Raw genomic sequence first — 26,761 nt, 5'->3', positions numbered from 1 at the left:
GAGCAGGGCGGACGGAGGAACGATGGATCCACTGCGCACCCTCTGGGAAACCTTCTTCGACGGTGACTCGATGCGCGAGGCGCTGCCCGAGATGCTGACCGTCGGGTTGCCCAACACGCTGATCCTGGCCGCCTCCGCCGCCCTGCTCGGCTCGGTGCTGGGCATGCTGCTGGCGGTCGCGGGCATCTCGCGTACCCGATGGTTGCGGTGGCCGGCCCGGGTCTACACCGACGTGTTCCGCGGCCTGCCGGCCGCGGCGACCATCCTGCTCATCGGCGTCGGCCTGGCGCCACTGGGGATGGAGGTCTGGGGGCCCAACCCCTACCCGCTGGGCGTGCTGGCGCTGTCGCTGATCGCCGCCGCCTACCTCGGCGAGATCTTCCGGGCCGGGATCCTCAGCGTCGAGGCCGCCCAGTTGGAGGGCGCCCGGGCGCTCGGCTTCTCCTGGGGCGAGTCGATGCGGCTGGTGATCATCCCGCAGGGCGTACGCCGGGTGCTGCCCGCCTGGGTCAACCAGCTCATCGCGCTGATCAAGGACTCCAGCCTGGTCTACTTCCTCGGCCTGCTGGCCAGCCAGCGGGAGCTGTTCCGGATCGGGCAGGACTACGCGGCGAACACCGGCAACCAGTCCGCGCTGCTGCTCGCCGGTCTGTTCTACCTGCTGCTGACCGTGCCGCTGACGCACGCGGTCAACTGGCTGGACCGACGGCTGCGCCAGGGCCGCCCGACCGCGCCGCCCGAGCCCGAGCCCGACCTGGCGCCGGCCGGCGTCACCCCGACCGGAAGGGAACCGCGATGAGCACGAGCACCGCCACCTCGGTCAGCCTCGCCGTCCGCGACGTGCACCTGGCCTTCGGCGCGCACCGGGTGCTGCGCGGCGCCGACCTGGACGTGGCCCGGGGCGGCACCGCCTGCGTGATCGGGCCGTCCGGCTCCGGCAAGTCCACGCTGCTGCGCACGATCAACCGCCTGATCGAACCGGACCGCGGTGACGTGCTGCTGGACGGACGCAGCGTGCTGCGCGACGACCCGGACGCCCTGCGGCAGCGAATCGGCATGGTGTTCCAGCAGTTCAACCTCTTCCCGCACCTGAGTGTGCTGCGCAACGTCACGCTCGCGCTGCGCAAGCTGAAGAAGCTCGGCGAGGACGAGGCGGTGGCGCTCGCCCGGGCGCAGCTCGACCTGGTCGGGCTGGCCGCCAAGGCCGACGCCCGCCCGGCGCAGCTCTCCGGCGGGCAGCAGCAGCGCGTCGCCATCGCCCGGGCGCTCGCGCTGCGCCCGCAGGTGATGCTCTTCGACGAGGCCACCTCGGCGCTGGACCCGGAACTGGTCAAGGGTGTGCTCGCGGTGATGGCGGACCTCGCCGCCGCCGGCATGACCATGGTGGTGGTCACGCACGAGATGGGCTTCGCCCGCACCGTCGCGGACACTGTCGCGTTCATGGACGCCGGCGTGGTGCTGGAGGCCGGGCCGCCGGCCGCCGTGTTCGAGGCGCCGGAGCACCCCCGGCTGCGGCGGTTCCTGTCCCAGGTGCTCTGATCAGCCCTTGACCGCGCCGATCAGCACACCCTTGATGAAGTGCCGCTGCACGAACGGATAGACCGCGACGATCGGCGCGACGGTCAGCACCACCACCGCCATCTTGACCGCCTCGGTCGGCGGCATGCTCACCCCGGTGGTGCCGCCGGCGGTGTGCGGCGCCTGCCCGGCCAGCAGGTAGCTCTGGAGCACCCGCTGGATCGGGTACATGTCGTTGCGGTCCATGAACAGCAGCGCGTCGAACCAGACGTTCCAGTAGCTGACCGCGTAGAAGAGGCCGACGACGGCGATGACCGCGCGCGACAGCGGCAGCACGATCCGGGCCAGGGTACGGAAGTCGCTCGCCCCGTCGATGCGGGCGCTGTCCAACAGCTCCTGCGGGATGCCCTGGAAGAAACCGCGCACCACGACGAGGTTGAACACGCTGATGGCCGGCGGCAGGACCAGCGCCCAGATGGTGTCCTTGAGCCCCAGCCCGGTGACCACCAGGTAGCGGGGCACCAGCGGCGGGTAGACCAGGAACGGGACCAGGAAGTAGGCCAGCAGCCAGCGGTGACCGAGCGACCCCGGCCGGGACAGCCCGTACGCGGCCAGCACGGTGACGGTCAGCGCGATCGCGGTGCCGCAGACGGTGACCAGCGTGCTGATCCAGAGCGCCCGGGTGACCGCGCCGCCGGCCAGGATGGTCTGGTAGGCCGAGGTGTCGATGCCCTTCGGCACGACCACCAGGCCGCCGGCGTCGGCGATGGTCTGCCGGGAGGAGAGGCTGGTCACCAGCACCACCCAGAGCGGGAAGAGCACCCCGAGTACCAGCAGCGTGAGCAGGACGGCCTTGACTCCCTGACCGAGCGGGGTCGGGGGCTCCTCCCAGGCCGGACGGCGGGCGCGGGCGCCGGGCGGCCGGCGGATGGTCACGGTCATGACTTCGAGTAGATCCCTCGTTCGCCGAGCAGGTGCGCCACCCGGTTCGCGGCCAGGATCAGCACGAGACCGACGACGGCCTTGAACAGGCCGGCCGCCGCGCCGTAGCCGTAGTTTCCGGTGGCGATGGAGAAGTGGTAGACGAAGGTGTCGAGCACCTCGGCCGCCTGCCGGCCGACCGCGTCGCGTTGCAGCAGGAACTGCTCGAAGCCGACCGAGAGCGCGTCGCCGAGGCGCAGGATGAGCAGCAGGACGACCACCGGGCGCAGACCGGGCAGGGTGATGTGCCACAGCCGCCGCCACCGCCCGGCACCGTCCGCGGCGGCCGCCTCGTAGAGGTTCTGGTCGATGGTGGACAGCGCGGCCAGGAAGACGATGGTGCCCCAGCCCACGTCCTTCCAGACCGCCTCGGCCGTGACCAGGACGATGAACGTGTCCGGGTTGGTCATCACGTTCCACGGCTGCATGCCGGCCTCGCGCATGGTCTGCGCCAGCAGCCCGGCGCCGCCGAGCATCGCGACGAAGAAGCTGACCACCAGCACCCAGCTGAAGAAGTGGGGCAGGTAGACGACGGTCTGCACGAGGCCGCGCAGCCGGCTGGAGAGCAGGTTGTGCAGCATGACCGCGAGCAGGATCGGCAGCGGGAAGAAGAAGACGAGCTGGAACGCGGTGATGGCGAGCGTGTTGCGGAAGGCGTCCCAGAAGGCCGGGTCGTCGAAGAGGAGCTGGAACTGGCCGAAGCCGATCCAGTTGCTGTGCGTGAACGCCGCCCACGGGTTGTCGCCCAGGTAGGGGTTGTAGTCCTGGAACGCGATGACGTTGCCGGCGATCGGCAGGTAGCTGAAAATCAGCAGCACCAGGAAGCCGGGCGCCACCATGGCCAGCATCTGCCAGTCGCGACGCAGCCGGCTGACCAGCGGCACACGCCGACCACGGGGCGCGCGGGCCGGTGGGGCCGGGTCGTCGGGTCGGGCCCGCTCGGGCCCGACCACGACGGCCGGCTCGCTCATTTGGCCGCCTTGGGCAGCGAGTCGGCGAGCAGCTTGCGGGCTTCCTCCCCGCCGTTGGTCTTCCACTCGGCGACGATGGCGTCCACGTCGCTCAGCGGACGCCGGCCACGCAGGACGTCGGTGAACTTGTCCTCCGTGGGCACCTGGTTGGCCTTGTAGGCGGCCGGCATCTCCAACTTCACCCCGGCCCAGGGGTTCTTCTCCAGGAACGTGACCATCTGGTTGGAGTAGGTCAGCACGTCCGGCACGTAGCGGGGGGTCTCCGGGAACGGCCCGATGGTGGGGTTACGGCCGCTGATGAAGAAGTACTGGTTGGCGATCTCCTTGAACGCCAGGTCGGTCTTCACCGGCCCGTTCGGCGACCTGGTGTGGTGCTTGCCCTCGACGCCGAAGTCGCGCAGCTGCGCCTCCTGGCTGCCCAGCGGCGCGGAGCACCAGTTGATGATCCGCAGCAACTCCTGGACCCGGTCCTTGCCGAGGCCCTTCTTGACGAAGGTGTAGGAGATCGGCTTGTCCTCGCCCCAGACGAGCGGGTCGCCGCCGGTGGCGGAGAAGACCGGCACCGGCTGGATGTTCAACGTCGGGTTGGTCTTCTGGTGCTCGGCCTGGGCGCCCTGCCAGAAGCCGACGCCATCCTGCTTGAACACGATCGCGCCGTTCTTGGCGAACAGTTGCTTGGCGTCCGCGCCCTTGCTGGCCACCACGTCCGGGTGGACCAGGCCGTCGGAGTAGATCTTGGCCATAACCTCGAGCGCCTGGCGGAACTCCGGGGTCTCGTACTTGAACTCGGGCGTGCCGTCGGAGCGCAGCCGCCACCCCTGGTTGGCGCCGGGCACCCGGTGGAACATCTGGATCATGGCGAAGACGTCGTCGAACGCCCACACCTTGCGGGCCGGGTCGGTGACCTGCTTGGCGGCGGAGAGCAGATCGTCCAGGTTGGCCGGCAGCGCCAGGCCGCGCGCGTCGAGCAGGTCCTTGCGGGCGAACAGCGCCCAGGGGAAGGGCCCGTCGGTGGGGTTGGGCACGGACACCAGCCGCTCGTTCCACACCGCCTGGCGCCAGGCCCCGGTCGGGAAGCTCGCCAGCATCGGGTACGCGTTCACGGCGTCGCCCCTGAGGTGGTCGGTGAGGTCCTCGAAGAGCACCTTGATCGCCTCGGCGAAGCGTGGGATCTTCTCCACCTCCCAACTCGGCACGCAGAGCAGCTCCGGCACGTCCCGGGCACCGAGCATCGCGTTGAGCTTGTCGGCGTAGGTGTTGCCGTCCTGGATGGTGAAGTTGACCGGCGTGCCCAGCTCGGCGTTGACGGCCTGGAGGTAGGCGCTCTGCGCGATGCCGGTCGGCGCCGGACCCCAGGCGGGCGTCATCGCGGTGACCTGCTTGCCGCTGGTGCCCGGCTTCTCGGTGACGGCGTCGACGAGGGTGGCCGGGTAGCTGGTGTAGCCGTCGGGCACCGGGCGGGTGCCGACGATGTCGGGCTTGATGGCGTTGGTCAGATCCTGGTGCGTCGGCAGCACGCCGGAGACGGCGTCGAGCTGCTGGGCGGCGCCGGAGCCGGCCGGCTTCTCGGAGCAGCCGGCGAGCAGCGGGCCGGCGGTGGTGGCGGCCACGCCGAGACCCACCAGGCCGAGGAAGTGGCGGCGGGAGGAGCCCGGCTCGGGGTGGTGCACGCTCATCGGTCCCCCTTCGGGAGGGATGCACGGTGGAGTGTTCGTATGGATGGTCAACAAACTAATCTCGACCGTGAGCTTGCACAAGAGCGAACCGGACAGCGTCGGTCAGGCGCGGCAGCGGTCGGAGAGCGCGTAGCGGGTGAGCACCACGTCACCGATCTGGCGCACCTCGACCACCCGGGCCCGACGGCCCGGATGCCAGGGGAAGCGGCCCTCCCCCACGAACCGGGGCGCCCGGCCGTCCCCCACGAAGAACGGCGCGACCACCAGGTGCAACTCGTCGGCGAGGCCGGCGGTGAGGAACTGGCGGTGCATCGTGCCGCCGCCCTCGACCATCAACTGGCCGATCCCGCGCCCGGCGAGGTCGGCCACCACCGCCTCCGGGGTGACCGGTTCACCGGCGTCGACCACGGTCGCCACCGTGCCCACCTGCTCGCGGGCCTTCTCCACCACCCCGCTCGGGCAGTAGACGAGCTTCAGCCCGTCACCGAGGCTGAAGAACCGCGCCGTCGGGTCGAGGTCACCGCTGCCGGTGACCGTCACCTTGACCGGTGACGGCGGCAGCCCCCGGGCCACCCGCTCGGCCCGCCGCCGCTCGCTGCGGACCAGCAACCGGGGGTCGTCGCGGCGGACCGTGGCCGCACCCACCATGATCGCGTCACACCCGGCCCGCGTCGCGTCGACCCGGTCCAGGTCGTCGTCGTTGGAGAGCAGCAGCCGCTCGGTGGTCGCGTCGTCGATGTAGCCGTCGATCGACATCGCGCAGCTGAGCAGCACGTACGGGCGGGTGGTCACGGCACGAACGGCAGGTCGAGGGCGTGGTCGGCCCGGCTCACCTTGGCCGCCAGGTAGTCGGCGTTCGCCGGGGACAGGTGCACGCCGGTGACCACCCGGTCGGAAACCGTGACGCCCAGCCGCTCCAGCTGGGCCGCCTTGTCGGGGTTGTTGCTGAGCAGGGCCACCCGGTCCACGCCCAGCGCGGCGAGCATCTGCGCGGCGACGGTGTAGTCCCGCTCGTCGGCGCCCCGGCCCAGCGCCAGGTTCGCCTCGTAGGTGTCGAGGCCGCCGTCCTGCAACGCGTAGGCGTCGAGCTTGGCGTAGAGGCCGATGCCCCGGCCCTCCTGACGCAGGTAGAGCAGGTAGCCCCCGGCGTCGGCGATCCGCTCGACCGCCTCGCGCAACTGCGGGCCGCAGTCGCAGCGCTGGCTGCCGAACACGTCGCCGGTGAGGCACTCGCTGTGCGGGCGCACCAGCGGCGGATCGGCCTTCCCGTGCTCACCCAGGCCGAACGCCAGGTGCTCACGACCGTCCACCAGGCCGTGGAAGGTGTGCACCAGGGCGGTGGTCACGTAACCGTCGGGGAACCGAAGCGGGACCGTGACCCGGGTCCGGACCGTCGCGGTGGGCAGGGTTTCGTCCATGGTTCTCCTCCGTCCAGTCGCCGGGCTGACCGACGACTCACACCTCGCACCCTCACCGTATGCGGGATCACCGACAGTTGCCGGGCTCCCGCCGGGGCAGCCGGCGCGCCAGCAGCACCACCGCGCCGGGCAGGCTGGCCACCAGCACCAGCGCGCCGTAGACCGTTCCGGTGGCCACACCCTGCGCGGCGGTCAGGCCGGCCGCCGCGAACGCCCAGGCGGCCACCCCCTCACGCGGCCCGAAACCGCCCACGTTGAGCGGCAGGGCCATGGCCAACAGGGCGAGCAGGGTGAGCGGCAGGAGGCGGGACATCGGGGCGTCGGCACCCGCGGTGCGGGCCGCCACCATGAAGGTGGCCAGGTGGCCGGCGAACACCACGGCTGAGGCGATCACCACACCGGCCCAGGTCCGGCGGGCCAGCAGCCCGGAGCGGACGTCGGCGACCGCGGTGCGGGCCGCCCGGGCGAGGCGGGACGCGCCGGAGCGCGGCACCGCCCGGGCGGCCAGCACCAGCGCCACGGCGGCCACCGCGAACACGACGGCCAGCGCCGGCAGGTACGGGCGCACCGGTGACGGGAACGCGGCCAGCACCGCCACCGCGATGACCAGCTGCACCACCTGCCCCGCGGTGCGCTCCCACACCACCGCGCGTACGCCCCGGGCCAGGTCCCCGGCGTCGCGCCCGTGGCGCACCGCGCGGTGCACGTCGCCGAGCACCCCGCCGGGCAGGGTGGAGTTGAGGAAGATCGCCCGGTAGCAGTGCGCCACGGCGGCCCGCATCGGCAGCCGTACGCCCAGCCCGCCGGCGACCAGCGACCAGCGCCAGGCGCAGCAGACGGTGGTGATCACGCCGATGCCCAGCGCGGCGGCGAGCGCCGGCACGTCGATCAGCCGCAGCCCGGCCAGGAACGGCCCGGTGCCCACGTACGCGACGAGCGCGGCGAGCACGGCCAGCCCGGCGGCCGGGCGTACCCACGCTCGACCGCGCCGGGCCGGACGGGGCCGCACCGGCGTCGGCGCGGGCCCGACGGCCGGCGGCGGTCCGACCGGTGGCACCACGGCGACCGGCAGCGGCCCGGGCGGCACGACCGGCACCACGGCGGTGGGCACCGGCCTGGCCGGCACGGACACGGCGACGGCGACGTGTGACAAGCGGTCCTCCCTCGTTCCCACCGGATGTCACGTGTCGGCGGGCCGTACGGTTCAGCCGGCGAGCAGGTCGGCGTGGTGCAGCACCACGTCGACCCGGCCGGCGGCGGCCTCGTCGAGCCGCCACTGGGTATACGTCCGGGCGGGCCCGGCCAGATGCGGGCGTTCCTCGACGGCCGCCTCGACCCAGCCGGTCAGCCACTCGACGGTCAGCGCGGCCTGCTCCGGCCCGAGCCGCCACGGGGTGGGCCGCACGGCCACCTCGACCCCGTGCCGGCCGAACGCGGCCACGGTGGCCGCCACCGCGTCCGGTCCGAGCAGCGTCCGCCCGTCGACGGTCCGCCGCTGGTGGGCGTTGAACGCGTCGGCCAACTCCCGGTCGAGCGGGTCGGCCGGGGTGAACTCGGCCCGGCCGGAGACGGTGAGCGCGAACAGCGTCGGGTGACCGGCGCACGCCGCCACCATCCGGTCGATCTCGTCGGCGGTGAGCATGTCCAGCAGCGCCGACGCGGTGACCAGGTGGGCGTCGGCCAGGTCGGCGGCGGTCAGGCGGGTGATGTCCGAGCCGCGGGTGGTCACCGTGACCGGGGCGCGGTCGGCGGCGGTGAGCGCGCCGTCGGCCAGCGCCAGCAACGCCGCGTCGCGCTCGTGCAGCACCCAGTGCTGCGGGCCGGGCAGCCGGGGGGCGAGCCAGCGGGCCATCGAGCCGGTGCCGCTGCCCAGGTCGTGCACGACCAGCGGGCGGTCGGCGGGCAGCCGGTCGCGGACCGCGTCGGCCAGCTCGACCGAGCGGGCGGCCGCGTCGGCCGGCTCGCGCAGCCGCAGCCAGTCCGCGAAGCCGGGTGGGAGTGAGGTGGTCATGCCGCGGTCGCCTCCTTCAACGCCGTTGCCAGCCGGTCCACGGTGACCGGCCAGCCGGTGAGGGTGTCCCGCCGCTGCCGGGCGGCGCGGCGCAGCCGGTCCCGAAGGCCGGGATCGGTGAGCCAGCGGCGCAACGCGGCGGCGGTCGCGCCCGGATCGTCCGGCGGCACCAGCAGGCCGGGCCGGTCGCCACCGGGGGCGTGCCCGAGCGTGGCCGGCAGGCCGCCGGTGTCGGCGGCCAGCACCGGCACGCCCCGGGCCAGGGCCTCGGTGACCACCATGCCGTACGTCTCCCGCCGGGACGGCTGGACCAGCAGATCGGCGGCGGCGTACGCGTCTGCCAGGTCCGCGCCGGAGCGCGCGCCGACCAACCGGACCCGGGCGGTCAGCCCGGCGTCGGTGAGCCGCCGGCGCACCCGGTCGACGAACGCCGGGTCCCGGTCGAGCGGGCCGATCCAGTCACAGGTCCAGCCCAGCTCCGCGACCTCGGCGAGCGCGTCGGCCAGCACGTCGTGGCCCTTGACCGGGGTGACCGCCGCGACGCAGAGCAGCCGGCCGCCGCCGGGTGTGCCGGGGGCGGCCGGCGCCGGTTCGACGCCGGGCGGGGCGACCGCCACCCGGCCCGGGGCGAGCGGGTAACGCTCCAGCAGCCGGCGCCGGGTCCACTCGCTGGTGGCGACCACCGCGGTCGCCGTGGCGAGGGCCCGCCGCTCGGCGTCGTCCTCGATCGGCAGGTGCACCAGCACCACCAGGCGCAGCCGCGCGGCGTGCGGGACGAGCACGCCCGGCACGGTCGAGGCGACCAGGCCGTCGAGCAGCACTGTCGCGCCGTCGGGCAACCCGCCGAGCAGCGCACCCAGCGCGGCCCGTTCCGGTGGGCCGGGGCGTGGCCAGCCACCCGGCACCTGGTGCTCGCGCACGGTCCAGCCGAGCCCGGCCAGCCCGTCGCAGACGTGCCGGTCGTAGGCGTTGCCGCCGCTGGGGTTCGCCGGGTCGTCGATGTCGCCCGGCAGCACCACGTGGACGGCGGTCATCCGGTCACAGCGACCGCTCGTAGCTCGCCCACGCGACGTGCGACTCGTGCAGGGTGACGGTGATCCCGGCCAGGCCCCGCGCCCCCTCCCCCAGCCGGCCGGCGTGCACCGCGTCGGCGAGCCGGTCGGCGACCGTGCGGGCCAGCATCTCGGTGGTGGTGTTCACCCCGGCGAAGGCCGGCTCGTCGTCCAGGTTGCGGTAGGTCAGCTCGCCGAGCACGGCCTTGAGCTGCTCGGTGGCCAGCCCGATGTCGACCACGATCCCGTCGTCGTCCAGCTCGGTCCGGCGGAAGGTGGCGTCGACGACGAAGGTCGCGCCGTGCAGCCGCTGGGCCGGGCCGAAGACCTCGCCGCGGAAACTGTGGGCGACCATCATGTGGTCCCGGACGGTCACGCTGAACACGTTCACTCCTCGCCGTAGGTGATGAGATGACAGAGCGCCGGCAACCGGCCCGAGGCGAGCCGGTCCAGCACGTCGGGCAGGTCGGTGAAGCGGGACCGGCCGGTGAGCAGCGCGTCGAACGCCGGGTCGGCCAGCAGGTCCAGAGCCAGGGCGAGCCGGTCGGCATAGCTGCGGTCGGCGCGCCGCGGCGACACGGTGCCGACCTGGCTGCTGCGGATGCCGAGCCGTCGGGAGTGGAACGCGCCGCCGAGCGCGAGGGTGACCGGGCGGTCGCCGTACCAGCTCAGCTCCAGCACGGTGCCCTCCGGGCGGAGCAGCTCCAGGCCGCGTTGCAGCCCGGCGGCGCTGGCGCTGGCATGCACCACCAGGTCGCGGTCGCCGGTCGCGTCGGCGGGCAGGGCGAAGTCGACGCCGAGCGCCTCGGCCACCCCGGCCCGGGCCGGGTCGGCGTCGACCAGCTCGACCCGCACGCCGGGAAACCGGGCCAGCAGCGCGGTCACGCCGCACCCGACCATCCCGCCGCCGATCACCGTGACCCGGTCGCCGACCAGCGGCGCGGCGTCCCAGAGCGCGTTCACCGCGGTCTCCACGGTGCCGGCCAGCACCGCGCGTTCGGCCGGCACGCCGTCCGGTACGACCACCACGGCGTCGGCCGGGACCACGTACGCGCTCTGGTGCGGGTACAGGCAGAACACGGTCCTACCGCGCAGCTCCGCCGGGCCGGCCTCGACCGTGCCCACGTTGAGGTAGCCGTACTTCACCGGGGCCGGGAAGTCGCCCTCCTGGTGGGGCGCGCGCATGGTCGCGTACTGGTCGGTGGGGACGCGGCCGGTGAAGACAAGCGTCTCGGTGCCCCGGCTGACCCCGGAGAACCGGGTGCGGACCAGCACCTCGCCCGGGCCCGGCGGGTCGAGGCGGACCGGCCGGATCTCCCCCTCACCGGGAGCGCGGACCCAGAAGGCGTGGGCGTCGACGGTCACGAACCCTCCTCATCTCCCGCATTCCGACCGAGTTGTCGATCATAAACACGGAAGCGGGGCGGCCATGGTTCGAACCGCCCGGCACCGGACCGATCAGGCCGCGCGCCGCCGCCGCGCGGCGACCCGGGCGTCGGGCTCGCCGCGCTCGGCGCGGCGGTCGGCGTCCCCGGCCAGGCGCATCGCCCGGCGTGCCGCCTCCGACGGACCGCACGGCGCGGGCCGGCCGGCGCAGAGCAGGCTGGAGCACCGGCCGGCGTCGTCCGGCCGGTGCGCCTCGGCCACGTCGTAGGCGGAGCGCCACAGCAGCGGGTCGGTGACGCCGCGAGGCAGCACGGCGTCCTGACTGGACCTGGTCCGGTTCGTCTCGGGCACCGGCGTTCCCCTTCCGTCGTCACTCCCGGTATCAGTGACCCGGTGAGTCGAGATCAAACCTCCCACCTGCGGACACGTGCCGGCCAGCAATACATCTCACGTTCGGCCGGTCAGTCGGCCGGGGCGAGCCGGACCCGGCGCAGCAACTGCGCGTTGAGCGCCACCACGATGGTGGAGGCGGACATCAGCACCGCGCCGAGCGCCGGGCTGAGCGCCACGCCCGCCCAGGCGAGCACGCCGGCGGCGAGCGGGATCGCGACCACGTTGTAGCCGGCCGCCCAGGCCAGGTTCTGCCGCATCTTCCGGTACGACGCCCGGGACAGCCGGACCACACCGCCGACGCCGCGCGGGTCGGAGCCGGCCAGCACCACCCCGGCGGACTCGATCGCCACGTCGGTGCCGGCGCCGATGGCCACCCCGACGTCGGCGCGGGCCAGGGCGGGCGCGTCGTTGACGCCGTCACCGACCATGGCCACGGTCAGTCCGCGTGACTGCAGGTCGGCCACCGCCTTGTCCTTGTCGGCCGGGAGCACCTCGGCGAAGACCTCGTCGACGCCGGGCCGGAAGCCGAGGTCGGCGGCGACCGCGTCGGCGACCGGGCGGGCGTCGCCGGTGATCATCACGATCTTGCGTACGCCCAGCTCACGCAGCTCGGCGACGGCGGACCGGGCCTCCGGGCGGACCTGGTCCTCCAGCGCGAACGCGGCCACCGCCTCGGCGCCGCCGGCACCGGGCAGCCGAACCAGGTGCAGCACCGCGGCACCCCGGCCGGACCAGTCCCCGGTGGCTTGGGTCAACTCGCCCGGCACCGCGGCGTCCAGCTCACGCAGCAGGGCCGGCCCACCCACCGCCCAGTCGACGCCGTCCACGGTGGCCCGCACGCCGCGCCCGGTGAGCGACCGGAAGCCGTGCGCGACCGGCCGCGCCGGACCGGCATCGGCCGGGCGCCCTGGGCCGGAGTCGGCGTCGGCGTCCGCGTCGGAGTCGGTGTCGGCATCGACCGGCGGACGCGACCGGTCGGCGTCGGACGCGGTCGAGCGCGCGTCGGCGGCGGCGACCAGGGCCCGGGCGAGCGGGTGCTCGCTGTCCGCCTCCACGGCGCCGGCCAGGCGCAACGCGGCGTCGTCGGTCAGCCCGCCGGTGGCGGCCACGCCGGTGACCGCGTGCCGGCCACTGGTGAGCGTGCCGGTCTTGTCGAACAGGACCGTGTCGACCGTGCGCATCCGCTCCAGCGCGAGCCGGTCCTTCACCAGGATGCCGGCGCGGGCGGAGAGCGCCGTGGAGAGTGCCACCACCAGCGGGATGGCCAGCCCGAGGGCGTGCGGGCAGGCGATCACCAGCACGGTCACGGTGCGCACCACGGCCTGGTCGGGGTCGCCGAGCAGCAGCCAGACCACGAACGTGGCGAGGCCGGCGGACGCCGCCAGGTAGAACAGCAGCGCGGCGAACCGGTCGGCGAGGGCCTGCGCGCGCCCGCCGGAGGACTGCGCCTCGGCCACCAGCCGGCCGATGCCGGCCAGCGCGGTGTCCGCGCCGACGGCCTCGACGCGTACCCGCAGGGTGGAGTCGGTGGCCACGGTGCCGGCGACCACCCGGTCCCCGGTGGCGCGGGGCACCGGCCGGGACTCCCCGGTGATCATCGACTCGTCCAGTTCGGCCGCGCCCTCGACGATCCGCCCGTCGGCCGGCACCCGACCGCCGGAGCGGACCAGCACCAGGTCGCCCACCCGCAGGTCGGCCACCGGCACCGGCTGCGGCCGTCCGGCGTCGTCGAGGCGCTCGGCGTCGTCGGGCAGCAGGGCGGCCAGCGCGCCGAGCGCCCCGCGCGCCTGGCCGACCGCGCGCATCTCCTGCCAGTGGCCGAGCAGCATGATGGTGACGAGCGCCGCCAGCTCCCACCAGAAGTCCAGGTCGAACGCGCCGAGGCTGGTGGCTGCCGAGGCGAGGTAGGCGACCACGATGGCCATCGAGATCAGCAGCATCATCCCGGGGGCGCGGTCGCGCAGCTCGCGGAGCCCACCGGCCAGGAACGGCCAGCCGCCGTACCCGAAGGCGACAGTGCCGAGCACCGGACCGACCCAGCGCGCGCCCGGGACGTCGAGCGAGTAGCCGAACCAGTCCATCACCATGTGGCTGGTGAGCACGATCGGCACGGTCAGCGCCAGGCTCAGCCAGAACCGGCGGCGGAACTGCTCCGGGTCGTGCCCGGCGTGGTGTGTGTGGTCCATGACGCGACGATACCCCCTAGGGGTATCTTCGACTACCGACGGTCGGGATCGGCGGCTTGCCCTGCCAGGGCCAGCGGCCGTCCAGCTCCACCTCCAGCGAGAAGCTGAGGAACGTCCGGACCAGCACGATCAACGCCAGCACGCCGACGCTGGTGAACGTGGGCGACACCGCGACGGTACGGATGATGTCGCCGCCGACCAGGAACTCCAGGCCGAGCAGGATGGCCCGCCCCACCCCCTGCCGGAACGCCCGGTAGTGGGGCACCACCTCCCGGGTCCGGCCGCAGCGCAGCGCGAACACCACTGTCGCGACCGCCACACCCACCGCGATGACCAGCACCCCGGCCAGGTCCAGCAACGCGCCGACGTGCTGGATGATCTGCTTGGTCGGCACCCGACACCCCCGTACGCCTCGGTCTCAGCCTGGCCCACGGGGGTGCGGCGGGGGGCGGTTTTCCCGCGCGGCTCAGTCCTGCGCGCGCCAGCGGTAGAACACCTTCGCCACCTGGTCCTGCGGGCCGTGGCAGAGATCCGGCCGGTACGGCTCGACGTACGGCCCGAGATCCTGCATCACCTTGCCGAAGGCCGGCTTGTCGGCGTGCTGGTTCCGGGTCGCCTCGGCCGCCGACGACTCCTGCTCCAGCAGGTGCACGTAGACGTCGTCGATCGAGTAGAGCCATCGCCCGGTGACGCCCAGGTCCCGCGGGAGCGACCCGGCGTCGGACTCGCCGAACACCCGGGCCACGTCCGGCTCGGCGCCCGGCTTGATCCGCCCCACGATCACGGTCAGCGTGGTGTCCGCGGGCGGCTCACCCTCGGGCGCCCAGTGGTAGAACTCCTTCGCCACCGAGTCCGACGGGTTCTTCCAGTAACGCGGGTACGGCGTCACGTACGGGCCGATCTCCTCGGCGATCTTCTGGAAGGCGGGCAGGCCACGGGTCTGCCCGGAGATCCTCGGGTCCTGCTCACGCTCGATCACGTGCAGGTAGAGGTCGTGGTGCGACAGCAGGTACCGGCCGACGACCCCGAGATCCTGGGGCCGGGTGACCTGGTCGTAGTGGCCGAAGACGTTGCCGACGATCTCGTCGCTGCCGGGGACCATGTGGCAGACGATCACGTTCCGGAAGACCATGGGTGTGCTCCTTGGCTGGGTGGACGGGCTAGGCGGTGAAGGTGACCGGCAGTTCCAGCAGGCCGCGGAAGGGCGAGGCGGCCGGCAGCCGGCGCACCTCGGCGAGCGGGACGGCGAGCCGCAGCCCGGGCAGCCGGCGCAGCAGCGCGGAGAGCGCGAGCAGCGCCTCCATCCGAGCCAGCGAGACGCCCAGGCAGTAGTGCACGCCGTGGCCGAAGCCCAGGTGCGGACCACGGACCCGCCGCAGGTCGAGCCGGTCCGGGTCGGTGAAATGCGCGGGGTCGTGGTTCGCCGCGTTGATCGCCACCCCGACGATCGCGCCGCGCGGGATGCGTACCCCCTGGTAGTCGACGTCCTCGGTGGCGATGCGCGGGCTGGCCACCGGCAGCGGACCGTCGAAGCGCAGCAGCTCCTCGATCGCGGTCGGCAGCAGGCGCGGCGTGGTCCGCAGCAGCTCCAGCTGCTCCGGATGGGTGAGCAGCGCCAGCACCGCGTTGCCGAGGAAGTCGGCGGTGGTCTGGTGACCGGCGAACAGCAGCAGGAACGTGGTGGTGACCAGCTCCGCCTCGGACAGCGTCCGGTCCCGGTCGACCGCGTCCACCAGCGCGCCGATGATGTCGTCCGCCGGGTCGTCGCGCTTGGCCCGGACCAGGTCGGCCAGGTAGTGGTGCAGCCGCAGCTGGGCCTCCTGCACCGCGGCCCGCTCCTCGGCCGGGGGCCGGCTGGTCGAGCCGGAGGTGCGGATCACCTGGGTCCAGTCGAGCACCCGGTCGTGGTCGGCCGGCGGGACGCCGAGCAGCTCGCAGATGACCGTCATCGGCAGCGGGATGGCGAAGTCCCGCATCAGGTCCGCCGCACCCTGCGGAACCATCTTGTCGATCAGCTGGTCGACGATCGCGGCCACCCGGGGACGCAGCGCCTCGATCCGCCGCGGCGCGAACGCCTGCGACACGACCCGGCGCAGGCGGGTGTGCTCCGGCGGGTCCGAGTTGAGCATGTTGCGGTTCAACCCCTCCGAGTTCGGGCCGAAGATCCGCAGGTAGTGCTGGTCGGGCCCGTAGAGGTCCTTGGACAGGCGCGGATCGGTCAGCGCCGTGCGCGCGTCGTCGAAGCGGGTGATCAACCACGAGTCGAAGCGCGGCGAGCCGACCGGGCAGACCGGCCGCTGCGCCCGCAGCCGGGCGAACGTGGGATAGGGATCGGCCGCGAACGCGTCCGTGTACAGCTCACTCGCCGGTACGACGTCGTCGGTCATCGGGCCTCCCCCGGCTCGCCGGTCACGCTGTGCAGCACCTGGTAGGTGTGTCGCTCGGCGGACTCGCGCAGCTCCCGGACCACCCGCAGCAGCCGGTCGCGGTGCGCGCTGCGGCCGAACGCGTCCAACCGCTCCCGGTCCGCCCAGTCGCTGATCACCAGATAGACGCGCGGGTCGTCGGCGTCGCGGACCAGGTCCTGGTGCAGGCAGCCGTCCAGGGTGCGGATCTCCTCGGCGGCGGCGCGCCACTCCGCCTCGAACCGCTCCTCGCAGCCCTCCCGGGTCCGCATCGCCAGCACCGTGCGCACCCGGTTCACCGCGGGCCGCCGAAGATCAGGTGCAGGTGCTTGCGCAGCGCGTCGGCGTCGACCGGGGCGCCGCGGAACCCGACGTGCCCGTCCGGGCGGATCAGGTAGAGCCCGGTGCCGGCCAGGCCGTACCCGGCGCGGAAGCGGCGGTCGCCGTCGCGCAGCACCGGCGGGCCGGCCCGGCGCGGTTCGGCGACGTCCGGGTCGAGCAGCAGGTACGCGTCGAGTTCCCCGCCGGCCTGCCGCCGCGCGTCGGCGCAGAGGTCGGCGAACCCGGCCAGCTCCGCCGCGTCGGCCGTGGCGTCGGCGTAGAGCAGCAGCGTGTGCCGGGTGCCCCGGGTCAGGTCCCGCAGCCGCAGCGGGTGCCCGACGCCGCGTCGGCGCAGACCCTCGACGTCCGGCGCGCGGTCGCCGGGGCGAGGCGCGTCACCGAGCGCGGCCGGGTCGGAGACGGTCTCCCCGACCAGCGGACTGCCGGCGTAGCTGAGCAGCAACGACATCTCCTGGAGGAACTGCCGTTCCAGGTCGGCCCGGTCCACCTCCTCGGTGCCGGCCATCCGCACCGCGCGGCCGACGATCTCCTCGCCCTCCGGGCGCCGTTCCGCCTCGTAGCTGTCCAGCAGGCCGGGGGCGGCCTGCCCGCGTACCGCCAGGGCCAGCTTCCAGGCCAGGTTCCAGGAGTCCTGGATGCCGGTGTTCATGCCCTGGCCGCCGGCCGGCGGGTGCAGGTGGGCGGCGTCGCCGGCGACGAAGACCCGGCCCTGGCGGTAGCGGTCGACGATGCCGTGGCTGATCCGGAACACCGACGACCAGCGCAGGTTCGTCGCCCGGGTGCCGGGCGGAGCGAGGCGGTCGAGGGCGGCCTGCACGTCGTCGAGGGTCGGCTCGCCGAGCTCCTCGCTGAAGCCGGGCGGGGCGTCCTGCCCGCCGGTGCGGGCGAAGAACCGGGGCGGGGCCAGGGTGGCGATGCGGTAGCGGTGCGCGCCGCGCAGCGGCACGCAGACCAGCATCCCGTCCATCCGCCCGTCGGTGGTGTGCAGGAAGCGCAGCAGGTGCCCGTCGGGCATGTCCCAGTCGACATCCACGTCGACGAGCATGAACAGTTGCGGGAACCGCCCCAGGCCGCCGGTGAAGGTGAGGCCGAGCCGGTCCCGGACCCGGCTGTGCGCGCCGTCGCAGCCGACCAGGTACGTCGCGCGCACCGTCTCGGTGGCGCCGTCGGCGGTGCGCACGGTGGCGGTCACCCCGTCCGCGTCCTGGGTGAAGTCGACCAGTTCGGCGCCGAGCCGCGGGCGCACCCCGAGCGTGGCCAGTCGGGCGGTGAGGATGCGTTCGGTCTCGTACTGCGGCAGCCCGAGGTGGGCGTAGGGCAGGCCGGGCAGCTCCCAGCTCATCCGGTGGGTCTGCTCGCCGTTGACGAAGACCATGTTGCCGGTGAGCCAGATGCCGGCGTCCATGGCTTCCCGGACGACGCCCTGCTCCTCCCAGATCTCCATGGTCCGGCAGTGCACGCCGATCGCCTTGTCCGCCTGCCCGGCCGGGGTCGCCCGCTTGTCGATCACCCGGCAGTCGATGCCGCGCCGGGCCAGCTCGACGGCGGCGGTCAGCCCGGTGGGGCCCGCCCCGACGACCAGTACGTCCGTTGTCCTCTGCACGTCGGCCTCCCTGCCGGTGGTGTGGGGTCGCCGGTCGTCCCCACCGGGCACGACGTGGAACAGGCGGCGGCGGATGTCGAGAAGGAACGGCGCGATCGGGCCGGCCTGCGCCGAGGCGTGCGCCGGATCGGCGATCCAGTCGAGGAACGGCGCGGCGGCGTCCCACTCCGCGAAGATGTGGTGCGTGTCGGAGCCGGGTACGCGGAGCAGCTGCTCGCGTCGGTAGCCGGGTATCGCCGCCATCCGCCGCACCACCTCGGGGTAGCCCCGGTGGAACTCGGCGAGCCGGTCCCGCGGCACGGTCAGCTCGACGTCCACGTAGACCGGGCCGTCGCCGTCGCCGTCCTCCCGCATCGGCGGGTAGTCGGACGGACCGGCCGGTTCGGTCAGCGGCCGGAGCAGGTCGGCCAGGCGGGCGGCCACCGGGCCGTCCCGGTAGGCGCGCAGCGCCTCGTCGTCGACCCACTCGGTGACCACGACGAAGCCGTACGGGTCCAGCGCGTCGGCCAGCAGCTCGTGCCGGAGGCCGCCGGGGAGCGCGCCGAGCTGCCCGGCGATCATCTCCCAGGCGGGCCCCACGGCGGGCTCGCATCCCGGGTGCGCGCGCAGCCGGAGCATCGTCCTGATCATGCCGTCCCCTCGCGCCGTGCCGTCCTCGTGCCGCGACCCTGCCGGAGCCCGCGTCACCCGCCCGTCACCGGCGCACCGGGCGGTGTCGCCCGGTGGTGACGCCGCCGCGACGCCACCGGTCCCGGCCGGTGGCACGGCGTCGGCCGCCGGCCTCGACGCGCCGCGCCGTGGCCGGCTCCGCCCGGCGCGCCTCAGGCGAGGAGGCGGGCCAGCTCGGTACGGGAGCGCACGCCGAGCCGGTGGAAGACGTTGCGCAGGTGGTGGTCGACGGTCCGGATGGACAACGACATCCGGACGGCGATCTCCCGGTTGGTCGCCCCCTCGGCGACCAGTCGGGCGATGTGCAGCTGCTGCCCGGTCAACAGCAGCTCCGGTGGCCGTCGCACCGCCCCGACCGACTCCCCCGCCGCGCGCAGCTCCTCGCCCGCCCGCTCGCCCCAGACCGTGGCGCCGAGCAGGAGGAACGCCTCCCGGGCCCGGTGCAGGTGTGCCCGGGCGTCGCGCGGCCGGCGGCTGCGCCGCAGCTCGCAGCCGAACAGCAACTCGGTGCGGGCCCGCTCGAAGCGGTCGGTGTCGGCCGGGTGCAGCCGTAGCGCCGTGCGGAACTCCCGTTCGGCCTCGGCGCCGCCCCGGGGCGCGAGCAGGGCGCGGCAGCGGGCGGCGAGCGCCCGGCGGGACGGGCTGGCGGTGCTGCTGGCCCAGTGGTCGAAGACCGCCAGCGCGGCGGTGGGCCGGCCACCGTCGTGGGCGGCGGCCTCAACCAGGTACGGGGTGGCCATGACCTGCACCAGCACCTGTCCCCGGCCGGTGCCGACGCGGGCGAGCGCGGCCAGCCGGGCGGCGGCGTCGGCGTGCCGCCCGTCGACCAGGTCGAGCACCCCGAGCGCCCAGCGCGCGTAGGCGTCCGGCCGGCTGCCGGGAGCGGCACGGTCACCGATCTCGGCGATCCGCGCGAGCGCGGTGGCCCGGTCCGCCCGCACGGCGGCCAGCACCGCGAGGATGCCCAGGTGCACCTGGGCACCGGCGTCCTGCCCGGTGGACCGGGCCACCCGCAGCCCCTCGCGGGCGGTCTCCGCCGCGAGCTCGTGTCGACCCAACCAGTACTCCGCCACCGCCCGCAGCTCCAGGGCCCGGGGCAGCAGCGACAGCTCACCACGGGCCCGCGCCGAGGCCACGGCCCGCCCGGCGAGGTGGTGGGCGGCGCCGTCCACCGCCACCAGCAGTCCGGCCGCGGCGGCACACACCAGCGCGGCCGGGCCGGGCGCCGGTCCGGCGAGCCGGCCACCGAGAACCACGACCCGCCGCAGCGCCGGACCGCCCCACGCGTGGTCGCCGCGCAGTGTCGCACCGACCCCCGTGGCGAACGTGGCCAGCAGTTCGACGTCCGGCGGGTCCCCGGTGCCGCGCAGCGCCTCCGCACGGCGTGCCACCTCGGCGTAGCGGTAGTGGTCGCCGGTGACGCAGATGGCCTCCCCGGCGCGGACCAACGCGAGCAGGGCCTGCCGCCGGTCGGTCGGGGCGAGGGCGTCCGCGGCGGCCAGCAGCGTGGCCACCGCGGCACCCGGGGCCTCGCAGCGCAGTTGGATGTCGCCCCGCAGCAGGTCGACCGGGCCGCCAGCGGCGGCGGTCGGCAGCCGGCGCAGCAGGTCCCGCGCCTGTGCCGGGTCGCCCCCGGCCCAGGCGTGGCGGGCGGCCGCCACCATCCGTTCCGCCGCGCGCGCCGGCTCGACGGTCAGCTCCGCGGCGCGGCGCAGCGCGGCGATCGCGCCGGCCCGCTCGGTGGTCCGTTCGGCGACCGCCTCCAGCTCGGCGGCGAGCGCCGGATCCGGGCCGTCGGCGACGGCGGCGCGGTGCAGGGTACGGCGCAGCGGCCCGATGCCGTGTGCCCCGGCCAGCAGCAGGTGGGCCGCGCGCAGCTCGGCCAACGGCGCGACGGCCTCGATCATGGTGCGGGCCAGCGGGTGCGGGAACGTCACGCCCGCCGGACCGGTCCGCAGCAGGCCGGCGGCCTCGGCCGGAGCGAGCGCGTCGACGGTCAGGCCGACCGACCGCGCGGCGTGGACCAGGGTGCGCGGGTCGTCGTCGGTGTCGAGCGCTGCCAGCAGCACCATCCGGCGTGTCGACGCCGGTAACCGGTCGAGGCGGGCGCGGTACGCGGCGCCGAGCGCGCCGTCCGCCGGCGGCGCGTCGGGCAGCGGCTCCTCGCCCTGCCACTGGGCCGGCGTGAGCGCCTCGGCCAGGTCGGTCAGCGCCTGCGGGTTGCCACCGCCGAGCGCGGCGAGGGCGGCGGCCACCCGGGCCGGTGGCGGTGGGTCCCGGCGGTCGGCGAGCAGTGCCCGGCACTGGTGCGGGTCGAGTGGGCGCAGCCGGTGCGCCGGGATGCCGTCGACCGGCGCCGGCACGCCGGCGGTGAGCAGCAGGGTCACCGGCAGCCGGCGCAGCCGGCGGGCCACCACCGCCAGCGTCCAGGCGGTCTGCCGGTCGCCGAGGTCGACGTCGTCCACGGTGCACAGCAGGGGGCGGTCGCGCGCCGTGGCGGCGAGCACGGAGCGTACCGCCGCGGCGAGGGCCAGCCGCTGGTCGGACGGGCACTCCCCACCGGTGAGCGCGCGGCGCAGCAACCGCCGCTGGCGGGTCGGCAGCGCCCGGGCCGCGTCGAGCACCGGGTCGAGCAGGCGGTGCAGCCCGGCGTAGGGCAGGGCCGCCTCGTCGGCGAGGCCGGCGCCGGTGAGCACCGCGCGGTCGCCGCCCTCCCGCCGGGCGTACGCCAGCAGCGCGCTGCGCCCCGAGCCGGGCGGGCCGTGGCAGAGCAACGCGCCGCCGTCGGCCTGCTCGAGGAGGCGCCGGATCGCGGCGCACTCGTCGGCCCGACCGCGCAAGGCTATTTGCACTGTCGATGCAGTAACCATGCGTCCAGTGTCACCCATCGGCAACCGGCCGGAAAGGACGCACGCGCAGCCCGGGGGCGACCGCCGTGGCGGCCGCCCCCGGAACCGGCGTCAGGAGCTGGGACAGGTGTTGCGGTACTCCTCGATCGCGCTGCCGCTCGGACCGGGGCAGAGGAACTGCTCGTAGCGGGTGTCGTCGTCGACGAAACGCTTCAACCAGGCCACGGTCTGCCTGGCCGTCGGCGTGTTCACGGTCTGCGGGAAGAAGTGGCTGGCGCCGTTCAACTCCAGGTACGCCTTCTCCGACGAGGCCGGGATGCTGGTGTAGAACGGGACGGAGTGGGTGGCGACCGGCGCGATCGAGTCGCTCTCACCGCCCACGATGAGCGTCGGCACCCGTACCCCCGACCAGGTCTTGTCCAGGTTCCACGGTGCGAGCGGGACGGCGGCCTGCAGGGACGGCCGCGCCGCGGCGGCCTCCAGGCTGCCCCCGCCGCCCATCGAGTGTCCGGCCACGGCGAGCCGACCGGCGTCGATCCGGCCGCGCACCGAGCTGCGCTGCACCAGGTAGTCCAACGCGGCCAGGAGCTGGCGGCCCCGGCTGTCCGGCTGGTCCAGCAGGGTGTTGGTCTCGATGCCGATCACCACGAAGCCGTGCGAGGCGATCCGCGGGCCCAACCAGCTCAGGCTGGACCAGGTGGCGGTGTAGCCGGGCGAGATGGCGACCGCCCCGAAGGTGCCCTCGGCGGTGCTGGTCGGGTAGTAGACGACGCCACCGCCGAAGCCGGTGACGCTCAGCGCGGAGACGCTGTAGGACGAGGTGGCGAACGGCCCGCGGCTGGCCTCGAGGACGGCGACGGTCGGCGCCGGGCCGCGCTGGTAGGGGTTGTCGGCGGCGGCCGCCGCGGACGGGACGGCCAGTGCGCCGCCGGCGGCGAGCACGGCCGCCACGGCGAGCCGGGCCAGGGCACGGACGGGGATGCGGGGGCGGGTGGCGGTGGTGGGCACGTCGGTCACTCCTTGCCGGGCGGGGGAACATCGACATGCGTCAGCATCGATGCCCGGCCCGCCGACCGCATCGGCGAAATCGCCGGTCGTCGGCGAGGAGACCGCCGGGTCTACCCGTCCGGCCCGGTCCGCGGCGTCATCGCCGGCGACCATGTCAGGTCGTAGCGGTCGGTGGCCACCGACTCGGCGAACGCCTCCGCCGCCGCCGGCGAGTCGGCGATGCGCCAGTCCTGCTCCTTGTCCACCTCGAACCAGACCAGTCCGATCAGGTTCCGGTAGCGCGGCAGCGAGTCGAACGTCTCCCGGATCCAGCGGGCCTTGCGGGCGTCGACGTCGGAGGCGCCGGTCTCGGTGACGACGAGCGGCTTCCCGGTGACGCCGCGGATCTCGGCGATGGTCGGACCGAAGATCTGGTCGAACGACCAGTAGGTCTTGGTGAACGCGCCGGTGCCGTAGTAGCCGGTGACGCCGACCCAGTCGACGTAGTCGTCACCCGGGTAGAGCCCGCCCAGCCCGGCGGTCGTCTTGTCCCACCGCGCGTTCGGGCTCCACACCCAGGTGACGTTGGTGGCGCCGGCGGCGGTGAAGACGTCGTGCACGTGCCGCCAGGCCCGCACGTAGTCACCGCGCCGGTTGCCGTTGGCCCGCTCGCACCAGGGGTACCAGTCGCCGTTCATCTCGTGCGCGAAGCGGATGGCGACCGGGTAGCCCAGCGACCGCACCCCGTCCGCCCAGGACCGCAGGTAGCCGTCGAAGTCGCCAGCGGCGATGCGGTCCAGCCGGAAGTCCGGCTGGGTGGCCCGGATCCGGTCCACCCGGCGGGCCGGCAGCCCGGTCCGCCGGGCCGCCTCGTCCACGGTGTGGTCCCACGGCTCCCAGCCCAGCATCGGCATCATGCCGCGCTCGGCGATCCGGTCGAACAGGCTCCGGTCGAAGGCGGCCGACGCCCAGCTCGCGCCGAAGAGCATCAGCTGCGGCGCGCGCCGGGCCGCGGCGGCGAACCGGTCGGTGTCGGTGAGGTCGTAGGGGCCCTTGTCGGTCATCACCCCGAAGAACGCCCGGCCGGCCGGCGGGAACACGCCGCCGGCCGGGACGGACGCGGTGGCCGCCGGGGCGTCGGCCGTCGCGCGCCACGCGCCGGGCGCCACCACGAAGGCGTACGCCAGCAGCAGCACACCGGCCAGCGCCAGGCCGACCCGGGGCACGGTCAGCCTCAGCACGCCGCCCCCTCGCGGACCGGCGCCGGCCGCTCGGGCGCGGGCGCCGGCTCGTCCCGGCGGGCGCGGGCGTTCTCCGCCCAGGCGATCAGCGGCGGTGCGATCCCGGTGAGCAGCGTCAGCACCGGCCAGACCCGCAGCAGCGGGTGTCCGTGGTCCAGCGCGACGCTCGCCGCGAGCAGGCCGGCCGCCGCCCCCGCCCAGCACAGGTGCAGCCGGAAGGTGCGCGGCGACTCGACGGTGCGCAGCGCCCCCTTGGCGGTGACCACGAAGCCGAGCCGGCGACGCAGCAACGCGCCGGCCGCGGCGGCCAGGTAGACCGGGCCGGCGAACAGCGCGAGCGCCATGCCGACCATGCCGACCTCCTCCCGCTCGTGCGGGGCGATGTTGAACCGGCGCAACCAGAGCCACAGCAGGAACCAGGTGCCGATGGTGGCGCCCCACAGCGTCGCCCACACCTGCGGGTCGAGCCGGCCCGCCGACACGCCGGTGAGCAGGTACAGCGCGGTGGCGGCGTTGCCCAGCAGCAGGCTGACCGCCACACTCGGGTAGTAGAACTGGAGCAGGCGGTACTGCCAGCGACGCCGGGACGGCAGCTCACGCGGCGCGCGCAGCTCACGCCGGAGCAGGATCTCGCAGATGCCGGCCGCCCAGCGCTTCTGCTGGTTGAAGTAGTCGGCCCAGGAGGTCGGCCCCTCCCCCAGCGCCACCACGTCCGGGGTGTAGACCCCCTTCCACCGCCGGCCGGTGGCCGGGTTGACGGCGGCGTGGATCCGGATGCTGGTGAGATGGTCCTCGATGATCGAGTCCTGGTAGCCGCCGATGGTCCGCCAGGCCGCCGGGCGGTAGAGGTGACCGGTGCCGGTGAGCAGCGGCGCGTCCAGGCCGTTGCCGCCGCGCGCGATCAGCCCGTTGTAGAGGTACTGCTGCACCGAGGCGCCGTGGGCGACGAAGTTCTGGTGCATGTTGCCGTACACCTGGGGGGTCACCACGAACGCCACGTCGGGGTCGCGGAAGTAGCCGAGCGTGCGTTCCAGGAAGTTCGGCAGCGGCACGTGGTCCGGGTCGACGTTGGCCACCACGTCGTAGCGGTGCTCGTGCTCGGCGCGCCAGGCGTTGTGGTTGCCGGACTTGGTGCGGGCCCGGAACTCGCCGCGCGGTTGGTTGTACTCCGGCCGGCCCCTGCGGGTGAAGTGGCGCACGCCCAGGCGCGCGGCCATCGCCCGTACCGCCGGGTCGTCGCCCTCGTCGAGGATCCACACGTCGACACGTCCGCAGTAGACGATCTCCCGCAGCCGGCGCAGGGTGCGCTCCGCGACGTCGAGCGGCTCCTTGCTCGGCACGATCGTGGTGAGCAGGGCCACCCGCAGGCCGACCGGCGGGTCGACGGGCACCGGGTCCTTGGCGTGGAAGGCGAAGACCCACACCACCGCGTTCTGCGCCAGCCGGATCAGCTCGATGCCGATGACCACGCAGAACGCGAGCCGGGCGGCGGCCGTCTGCCAGCCGCCCAGCCCGACCACGCCCGGGCCGGGCACGTGCTGCGGCAGCAGCAGCCAACCGACGAAGAGCAGGCCGGCCGCGCTGTTGACCAGCACCAGCAGAGTGAGCACCAGCCGCGCGGCGACCGAGGCGGCGGGGCGGAGCTCGACCGGCGCGTCGGGACGGCGGGGCGGGCGCAGCGGCCCGGTGGTCGCGCCGCAGCGGGCGTACGCCAGGCGGGCCCGGATGTTGCGCTGCCGGCGGTCCGGCCCCGGGTGGACGGGCCGCCCGGGTGGCGTGGTCGGCGGGCGGTCGCCCGGAGTGCCCGGCCGGGTGGCGCGGGACAGGCGTGTATCGGCGGCGACGGCCACGTTTCCCCCATGGTCTGCATCGGGCTCGCCCGAACGTGACCGATCCTAAGCCGACAATCAACCGCAAAGTGCCTGAATCAGGCGGATTGCCGGCGCCCCGGCCGCCTGCGCCGGCACGCCCGTCAGGGCGATCGCCGCCAGCCCGGCCACCGCCCAGCGTGCACCCAGCCGGGACAGCGCGACCGCGCCGAGCACCGCCCAGGCCGGCAGCGTGAAGAACAGGGCCGCCGGCGACCAGACCGGGACCGCCCACGCGACGAGCAGCATCACCAGCGCCGGCACCAGCGCCCAGGCCGTGCAGATCGCGGCCGCGTAACGCAGCGGGAGGCTGAACAGGGCCAGGCCGGCCAGCACCACGCCGAGCGCGGTGACGCCGAACAGCTCTCGCGGCGCCGCCGCCAGGACGGCCGGATCGGGCCGGACACCGGGCGGGAGGAACCCACCGCCCCGCGAGAGCAACACGATCACCAGCAGCACCCCGGGCGCCGCGGCGGCGAACCAGCGACCCGCCGCCCGGCGCCGGAAGGCCAGCACGACCCAACCGTGGCCGGCGAGCAGCAGCAGCGCCCCGGGCTGACACAGGCCGAGCAGGGCCACCCCGGCGGCGTACGCCACGAGTCGGCGTGCGGTCGGCCGGTCGAGGACCGGCAGCAGCAGCCAGGTGGCGAGCACGGCGGCGAGCAGCGCCACCGCGTCCGGCCGGGCCTCCTGCGCGTACCGGGTGGTGGTCGGCAGCACCGCGAGAAGCGCGCCGGCCAGCACGCCCGTGCCTGGCGCGAACAACCGGGCGGCCAGCCCACCGACGAGCGCCACGGCCACGGTCACCGCCAGCAGCGAGGGCAGCCGCAGGGCGACGTCGGAGGTGCCGAACAGCTCCGCCCACCCCCGCATCAGCAGGTGGTACGGCATCGAGGCGGCGTCGCCCGCGGTCAGCGCGGCGCGCCAGGGGGACGTCGCGGCACGCCAGGCCGCCAGCTCCTCGGTCCGCGGCCCCGGCGTGGCAAGCCCGGCGCCGCCGAGGCCGCCCGCCAGCAGCGCCGGCAGCAGCCACGGGACCGCCCGCCACCGGCCGGCGCCGGCCGCGGCGCGCGCGGCGGCCCGGCTGCGGCGCGGCGGCCGGTCCTCGCCCCACGGGTCCTCGACGCCGGCCTCGGTGGGCCCGAGGCGGGGCAGGACCATGGTGTCCGCATCCATCATCGTCGACTCACGCATCCCTGTCGGGC

At 74.7% G+C, this 26,761-nt stretch carries 24 protein-coding genes; 2 read left to right on the top strand and 22 right to left on the bottom strand.

Going from position 1 to position 26,761, the window contains the following annotated elements:
* Nucleotides 1–22: 22 nt before the first annotated feature.
* On the top strand, nt 23–799 hold the full coding sequence (locus GA0070213_RS01125; protein ID WP_091055699.1) for an amino acid ABC transporter permease: 777 nt from the start codon (nt 23–25) through the stop codon (nt 797–799).
* Nucleotides 796–1,539 (top strand): amino acid ABC transporter ATP-binding protein, encoded by a 744-nt coding sequence (locus GA0070213_RS01120; RefSeq protein WP_091055696.1) that lies wholly within the window; start codon nt 796–798, stop codon nt 1,537–1,539. Before GA0070213_RS01125 ends, GA0070213_RS01120 begins: the two co-directional genes overlap by 4 nt.
* On the opposite strand, the gene GA0070213_RS01115 is transcribed toward GA0070213_RS01120, so the two are convergent.
* The 22 genes from GA0070213_RS01115 to GA0070213_RS01010 all read right to left on the bottom strand — a co-directional run bounded on the left by GA0070213_RS01115 (nt 1,540) and on the right by GA0070213_RS01010 (nt 26,735).
* Nucleotides 1,540–2,460 (bottom strand): carbohydrate ABC transporter permease, encoded by a 921-nt coding sequence (locus GA0070213_RS01115; protein ID WP_091055694.1) that lies wholly within the window; start codon nt 2,458–2,460, stop codon nt 1,540–1,542.
* Nucleotides 2,457–3,470, bottom strand: coding sequence for an ABC transporter permease (locus GA0070213_RS01110; protein ID WP_091055692.1), 1,014 nt, complete (start codon nt 3,468–3,470; stop codon nt 2,457–2,459). Before GA0070213_RS01110 ends, GA0070213_RS01115 begins: the two co-directional genes overlap by 4 nt.
* Entirely contained in the window at nt 3,467–5,146 is a 1,680-nt protein-coding gene (locus GA0070213_RS01105) for an extracellular solute-binding protein (RefSeq protein ID WP_091055689.1), read from the bottom strand. The genes GA0070213_RS01110 and GA0070213_RS01105 overlap by 4 nt, the downstream gene beginning before the upstream one ends.
* 102 nt (nt 5,147–5,248) lie before the next feature.
* On the bottom strand, nt 5,249–5,938 hold the full coding sequence (locus GA0070213_RS01100; protein WP_091055687.1) for a RibD family protein: 690 nt from the start codon (nt 5,936–5,938) through the stop codon (nt 5,249–5,251).
* Entirely contained in the window at nt 5,935–6,564 is a 630-nt protein-coding gene (locus GA0070213_RS01095) for a GTP cyclohydrolase II (RefSeq protein ID WP_091055685.1), read from the bottom strand. Before GA0070213_RS01095 ends, GA0070213_RS01100 begins: the two co-directional genes overlap by 4 nt.
* 67 nt (nt 6,565–6,631) lie before the next feature.
* Nucleotides 6,632–7,573 (bottom strand): lysylphosphatidylglycerol synthase transmembrane domain-containing protein, encoded by a 942-nt coding sequence (locus tag GA0070213_RS01090; RefSeq protein ID WP_175441175.1) that lies wholly within the window; start codon nt 7,571–7,573, stop codon nt 6,632–6,634.
* Between the two features lie 195 nt (nt 7,574–7,768).
* Nucleotides 7,769–8,575, bottom strand: a complete 807-nt coding sequence (locus tag GA0070213_RS01085) for an SAM-dependent methyltransferase (RefSeq protein WP_091055682.1) — start codon at nt 8,573–8,575, stop codon at nt 7,769–7,771.
* Nucleotides 8,572–9,609, bottom strand: coding sequence for a glycosyltransferase family 4 protein (locus GA0070213_RS01080; RefSeq protein ID WP_091055679.1), 1,038 nt, complete (start codon nt 9,607–9,609; stop codon nt 8,572–8,574). Before GA0070213_RS01080 ends, GA0070213_RS01085 begins: the two co-directional genes overlap by 4 nt.
* A gap of 4 nt (nt 9,610–9,613) precedes the next feature.
* Nucleotides 9,614–10,012, bottom strand: a complete 399-nt coding sequence (locus tag GA0070213_RS01075) for a 6-pyruvoyl trahydropterin synthase family protein (protein ID WP_091055677.1) — start codon at nt 10,010–10,012, stop codon at nt 9,614–9,616.
* A gap of 2 nt (nt 10,013–10,014) precedes the next feature.
* Nucleotides 10,015–10,992 carry a zinc-dependent alcohol dehydrogenase gene (locus GA0070213_RS01070; protein ID WP_091055674.1) on the bottom strand — a complete coding sequence of 326 codons (978 nt, stop codon included), beginning with the start codon at nt 10,990–10,992 and terminating at the stop codon, nt 10,015–10,017.
* A gap of 93 nt (nt 10,993–11,085) precedes the next feature.
* Nucleotides 11,086–11,364, bottom strand: a complete 279-nt coding sequence (locus GA0070213_RS01065; RefSeq protein ID WP_091055672.1) for a hypothetical protein — start codon at nt 11,362–11,364, stop codon at nt 11,086–11,088.
* Between the two features lie 110 nt (nt 11,365–11,474).
* Complete coding sequence (locus GA0070213_RS01060) at nt 11,475–13,592, bottom strand: heavy metal translocating P-type ATPase (protein WP_091055669.1); 2,118 nt, start codon at nt 13,590–13,592, stop codon at nt 11,475–11,477.
* A 16-nt stretch (nt 13,593–13,608) separates the two neighbouring features.
* Entirely contained in the window at nt 13,609–13,986 is a 378-nt protein-coding gene (locus tag GA0070213_RS01055; RefSeq protein ID WP_091055666.1) for a DUF1622 domain-containing protein, read from the bottom strand.
* Nucleotides 13,987–14,058: 72 nt separating this feature from the next.
* Nucleotides 14,059–14,724 (bottom strand): TcmI family type II polyketide cyclase, encoded by a 666-nt coding sequence (locus GA0070213_RS01050; RefSeq protein ID WP_091055664.1) that lies wholly within the window; start codon nt 14,722–14,724, stop codon nt 14,059–14,061.
* Nucleotides 14,725–14,752: 28 nt separating this feature from the next.
* Nucleotides 14,753–15,979, bottom strand: coding sequence for a cytochrome P450 family protein (locus GA0070213_RS01045; protein WP_091055661.1), 1,227 nt, complete (start codon nt 15,977–15,979; stop codon nt 14,753–14,755).
* A complete protein-coding gene (locus GA0070213_RS01040) occupies nt 15,976–16,287 on the bottom strand; it encodes a putative quinol monooxygenase (protein ID WP_245716202.1) in 312 nt (103 codons plus the stop codon). The genes GA0070213_RS01045 and GA0070213_RS01040 overlap by 4 nt, the downstream gene beginning before the upstream one ends.
* Nucleotides 16,288–16,292: 5 nt before the next feature.
* On the bottom strand, nt 16,293–18,572 hold the full coding sequence (locus GA0070213_RS01035; RefSeq protein WP_091055655.1) for an FAD-dependent oxidoreductase: 2,280 nt from the start codon (nt 18,570–18,572) through the stop codon (nt 16,293–16,295).
* 191 nt (nt 18,573–18,763) lie between these two features.
* On the bottom strand, nt 18,764–21,481 hold the full coding sequence (locus GA0070213_RS01030; RefSeq protein ID WP_091055653.1) for a helix-turn-helix transcriptional regulator: 2,718 nt from the start codon (nt 21,479–21,481) through the stop codon (nt 18,764–18,766).
* A 90-nt stretch (nt 21,482–21,571) separates the two neighbouring features.
* Complete coding sequence (locus GA0070213_RS01025) at nt 21,572–22,468, bottom strand: alpha/beta hydrolase family protein (RefSeq protein WP_091056612.1); 897 nt, start codon at nt 22,466–22,468, stop codon at nt 21,572–21,574.
* Between the two features lie 110 nt (nt 22,469–22,578).
* Nucleotides 22,579–23,688, bottom strand: coding sequence for a glycoside hydrolase family 26 protein (locus GA0070213_RS01020; RefSeq protein ID WP_091055650.1), 1,110 nt, complete (start codon nt 23,686–23,688; stop codon nt 22,579–22,581).
* Nucleotides 23,682–25,538 carry a glycosyltransferase family 2 protein gene (locus tag GA0070213_RS01015; protein WP_091055648.1) on the bottom strand — a complete coding sequence of 619 codons (1,857 nt, stop codon included), beginning with the start codon at nt 25,536–25,538 and terminating at the stop codon, nt 23,682–23,684. Before GA0070213_RS01015 ends, GA0070213_RS01020 begins: the two co-directional genes overlap by 7 nt.
* Nucleotides 25,539–25,595: 57 nt before the next feature.
* Nucleotides 25,596–26,735, bottom strand: a complete 1,140-nt coding sequence (locus GA0070213_RS01010; protein WP_091056609.1) for a glycosyltransferase family 39 protein — start codon at nt 26,733–26,735, stop codon at nt 25,596–25,598.
* Nucleotides 26,736–26,761 lie beyond the last annotated feature (26 nt).

It is taken from the genome of Micromonospora humi, from assembly GCF_900090105.1.
In the GTDB taxonomy this organism is placed as follows: Bacteria; Actinomycetota; Actinomycetes; order Mycobacteriales; family Micromonosporaceae; genus Micromonospora; species Micromonospora humi.
This window is presented reverse-complemented; position numbering and strand designations above follow the sequence as displayed.

What these genes read in the sequence shown, in the direction of transcription:
- GA0070213_RS01125 (WP_091055699.1), top strand. Translation starts at nt 23, where the DNA reads ATGGATCCACTGCGCACCCTCTGGGAAACCTTCTTCGACGGTGACTCG.
- GA0070213_RS01120 (WP_091055696.1), top strand. Translation starts at nt 796, where the DNA reads ATGAGCACGAGCACCGCCACCTCGGTCAGCCTCGCCGTCCGCGACGTG.
- GA0070213_RS01115 (WP_091055694.1), bottom strand. Translation starts at nt 2,460, where the DNA reads ATGACCGTGACCATCCGCCGGCCGCCCGGCGCCCGCGCCCGCCGTCCG.
- GA0070213_RS01110 (WP_091055692.1), bottom strand. Translation starts at nt 3,470, where the DNA reads ATGAGCGAGCCGGCCGTCGTGGTCGGGCCCGAGCGGGCCCGACCCGAC.
- GA0070213_RS01105 (WP_091055689.1), bottom strand. Translation starts at nt 5,146, where the DNA reads ATGAGCGTGCACCACCCCGAGCCGGGCTCCTCCCGCCGCCACTTCCTC.
- GA0070213_RS01095 (WP_091055685.1), bottom strand. Translation starts at nt 6,564, where the DNA reads ATGGACGAAACCCTGCCCACCGCGACGGTCCGGACCCGGGTCACGGTC.
- GA0070213_RS01085 (WP_091055682.1), bottom strand. Translation starts at nt 8,575, where the DNA reads ATGACCACCTCACTCCCACCCGGCTTCGCGGACTGGCTGCGGCTGCGC.
- GA0070213_RS01080 (WP_091055679.1), bottom strand. Translation starts at nt 9,609, where the DNA reads ATGACCGCCGTCCACGTGGTGCTGCCGGGCGACATCGACGACCCGGCG.
- GA0070213_RS01060 (WP_091055669.1), bottom strand. Translation starts at nt 13,592, where the DNA reads ATGGACCACACACACCACGCCGGGCACGACCCGGAGCAGTTCCGCCGC.
- GA0070213_RS01050 (WP_091055664.1), bottom strand. Translation starts at nt 14,724, where the DNA reads ATGGTCTTCCGGAACGTGATCGTCTGCCACATGGTCCCCGGCAGCGAC.
- GA0070213_RS01045 (WP_091055661.1), bottom strand. Translation starts at nt 15,979, where the DNA reads ATGACCGACGACGTCGTACCGGCGAGTGAGCTGTACACGGACGCGTTC.
- GA0070213_RS01035 (WP_091055655.1), bottom strand. Translation starts at nt 18,572, where the DNA reads ATGATCAGGACGATGCTCCGGCTGCGCGCGCACCCGGGATGCGAGCCC.
- GA0070213_RS01030 (WP_091055653.1), bottom strand. Translation starts at nt 21,481, where the DNA reads ATGGTTACTGCATCGACAGTGCAAATAGCCTTGCGCGGTCGGGCCGAC.
- GA0070213_RS01010 (WP_091056609.1), bottom strand. Translation starts at nt 26,735, where the DNA reads ATGATGGATGCGGACACCATGGTCCTGCCCCGCCTCGGGCCCACCGAG.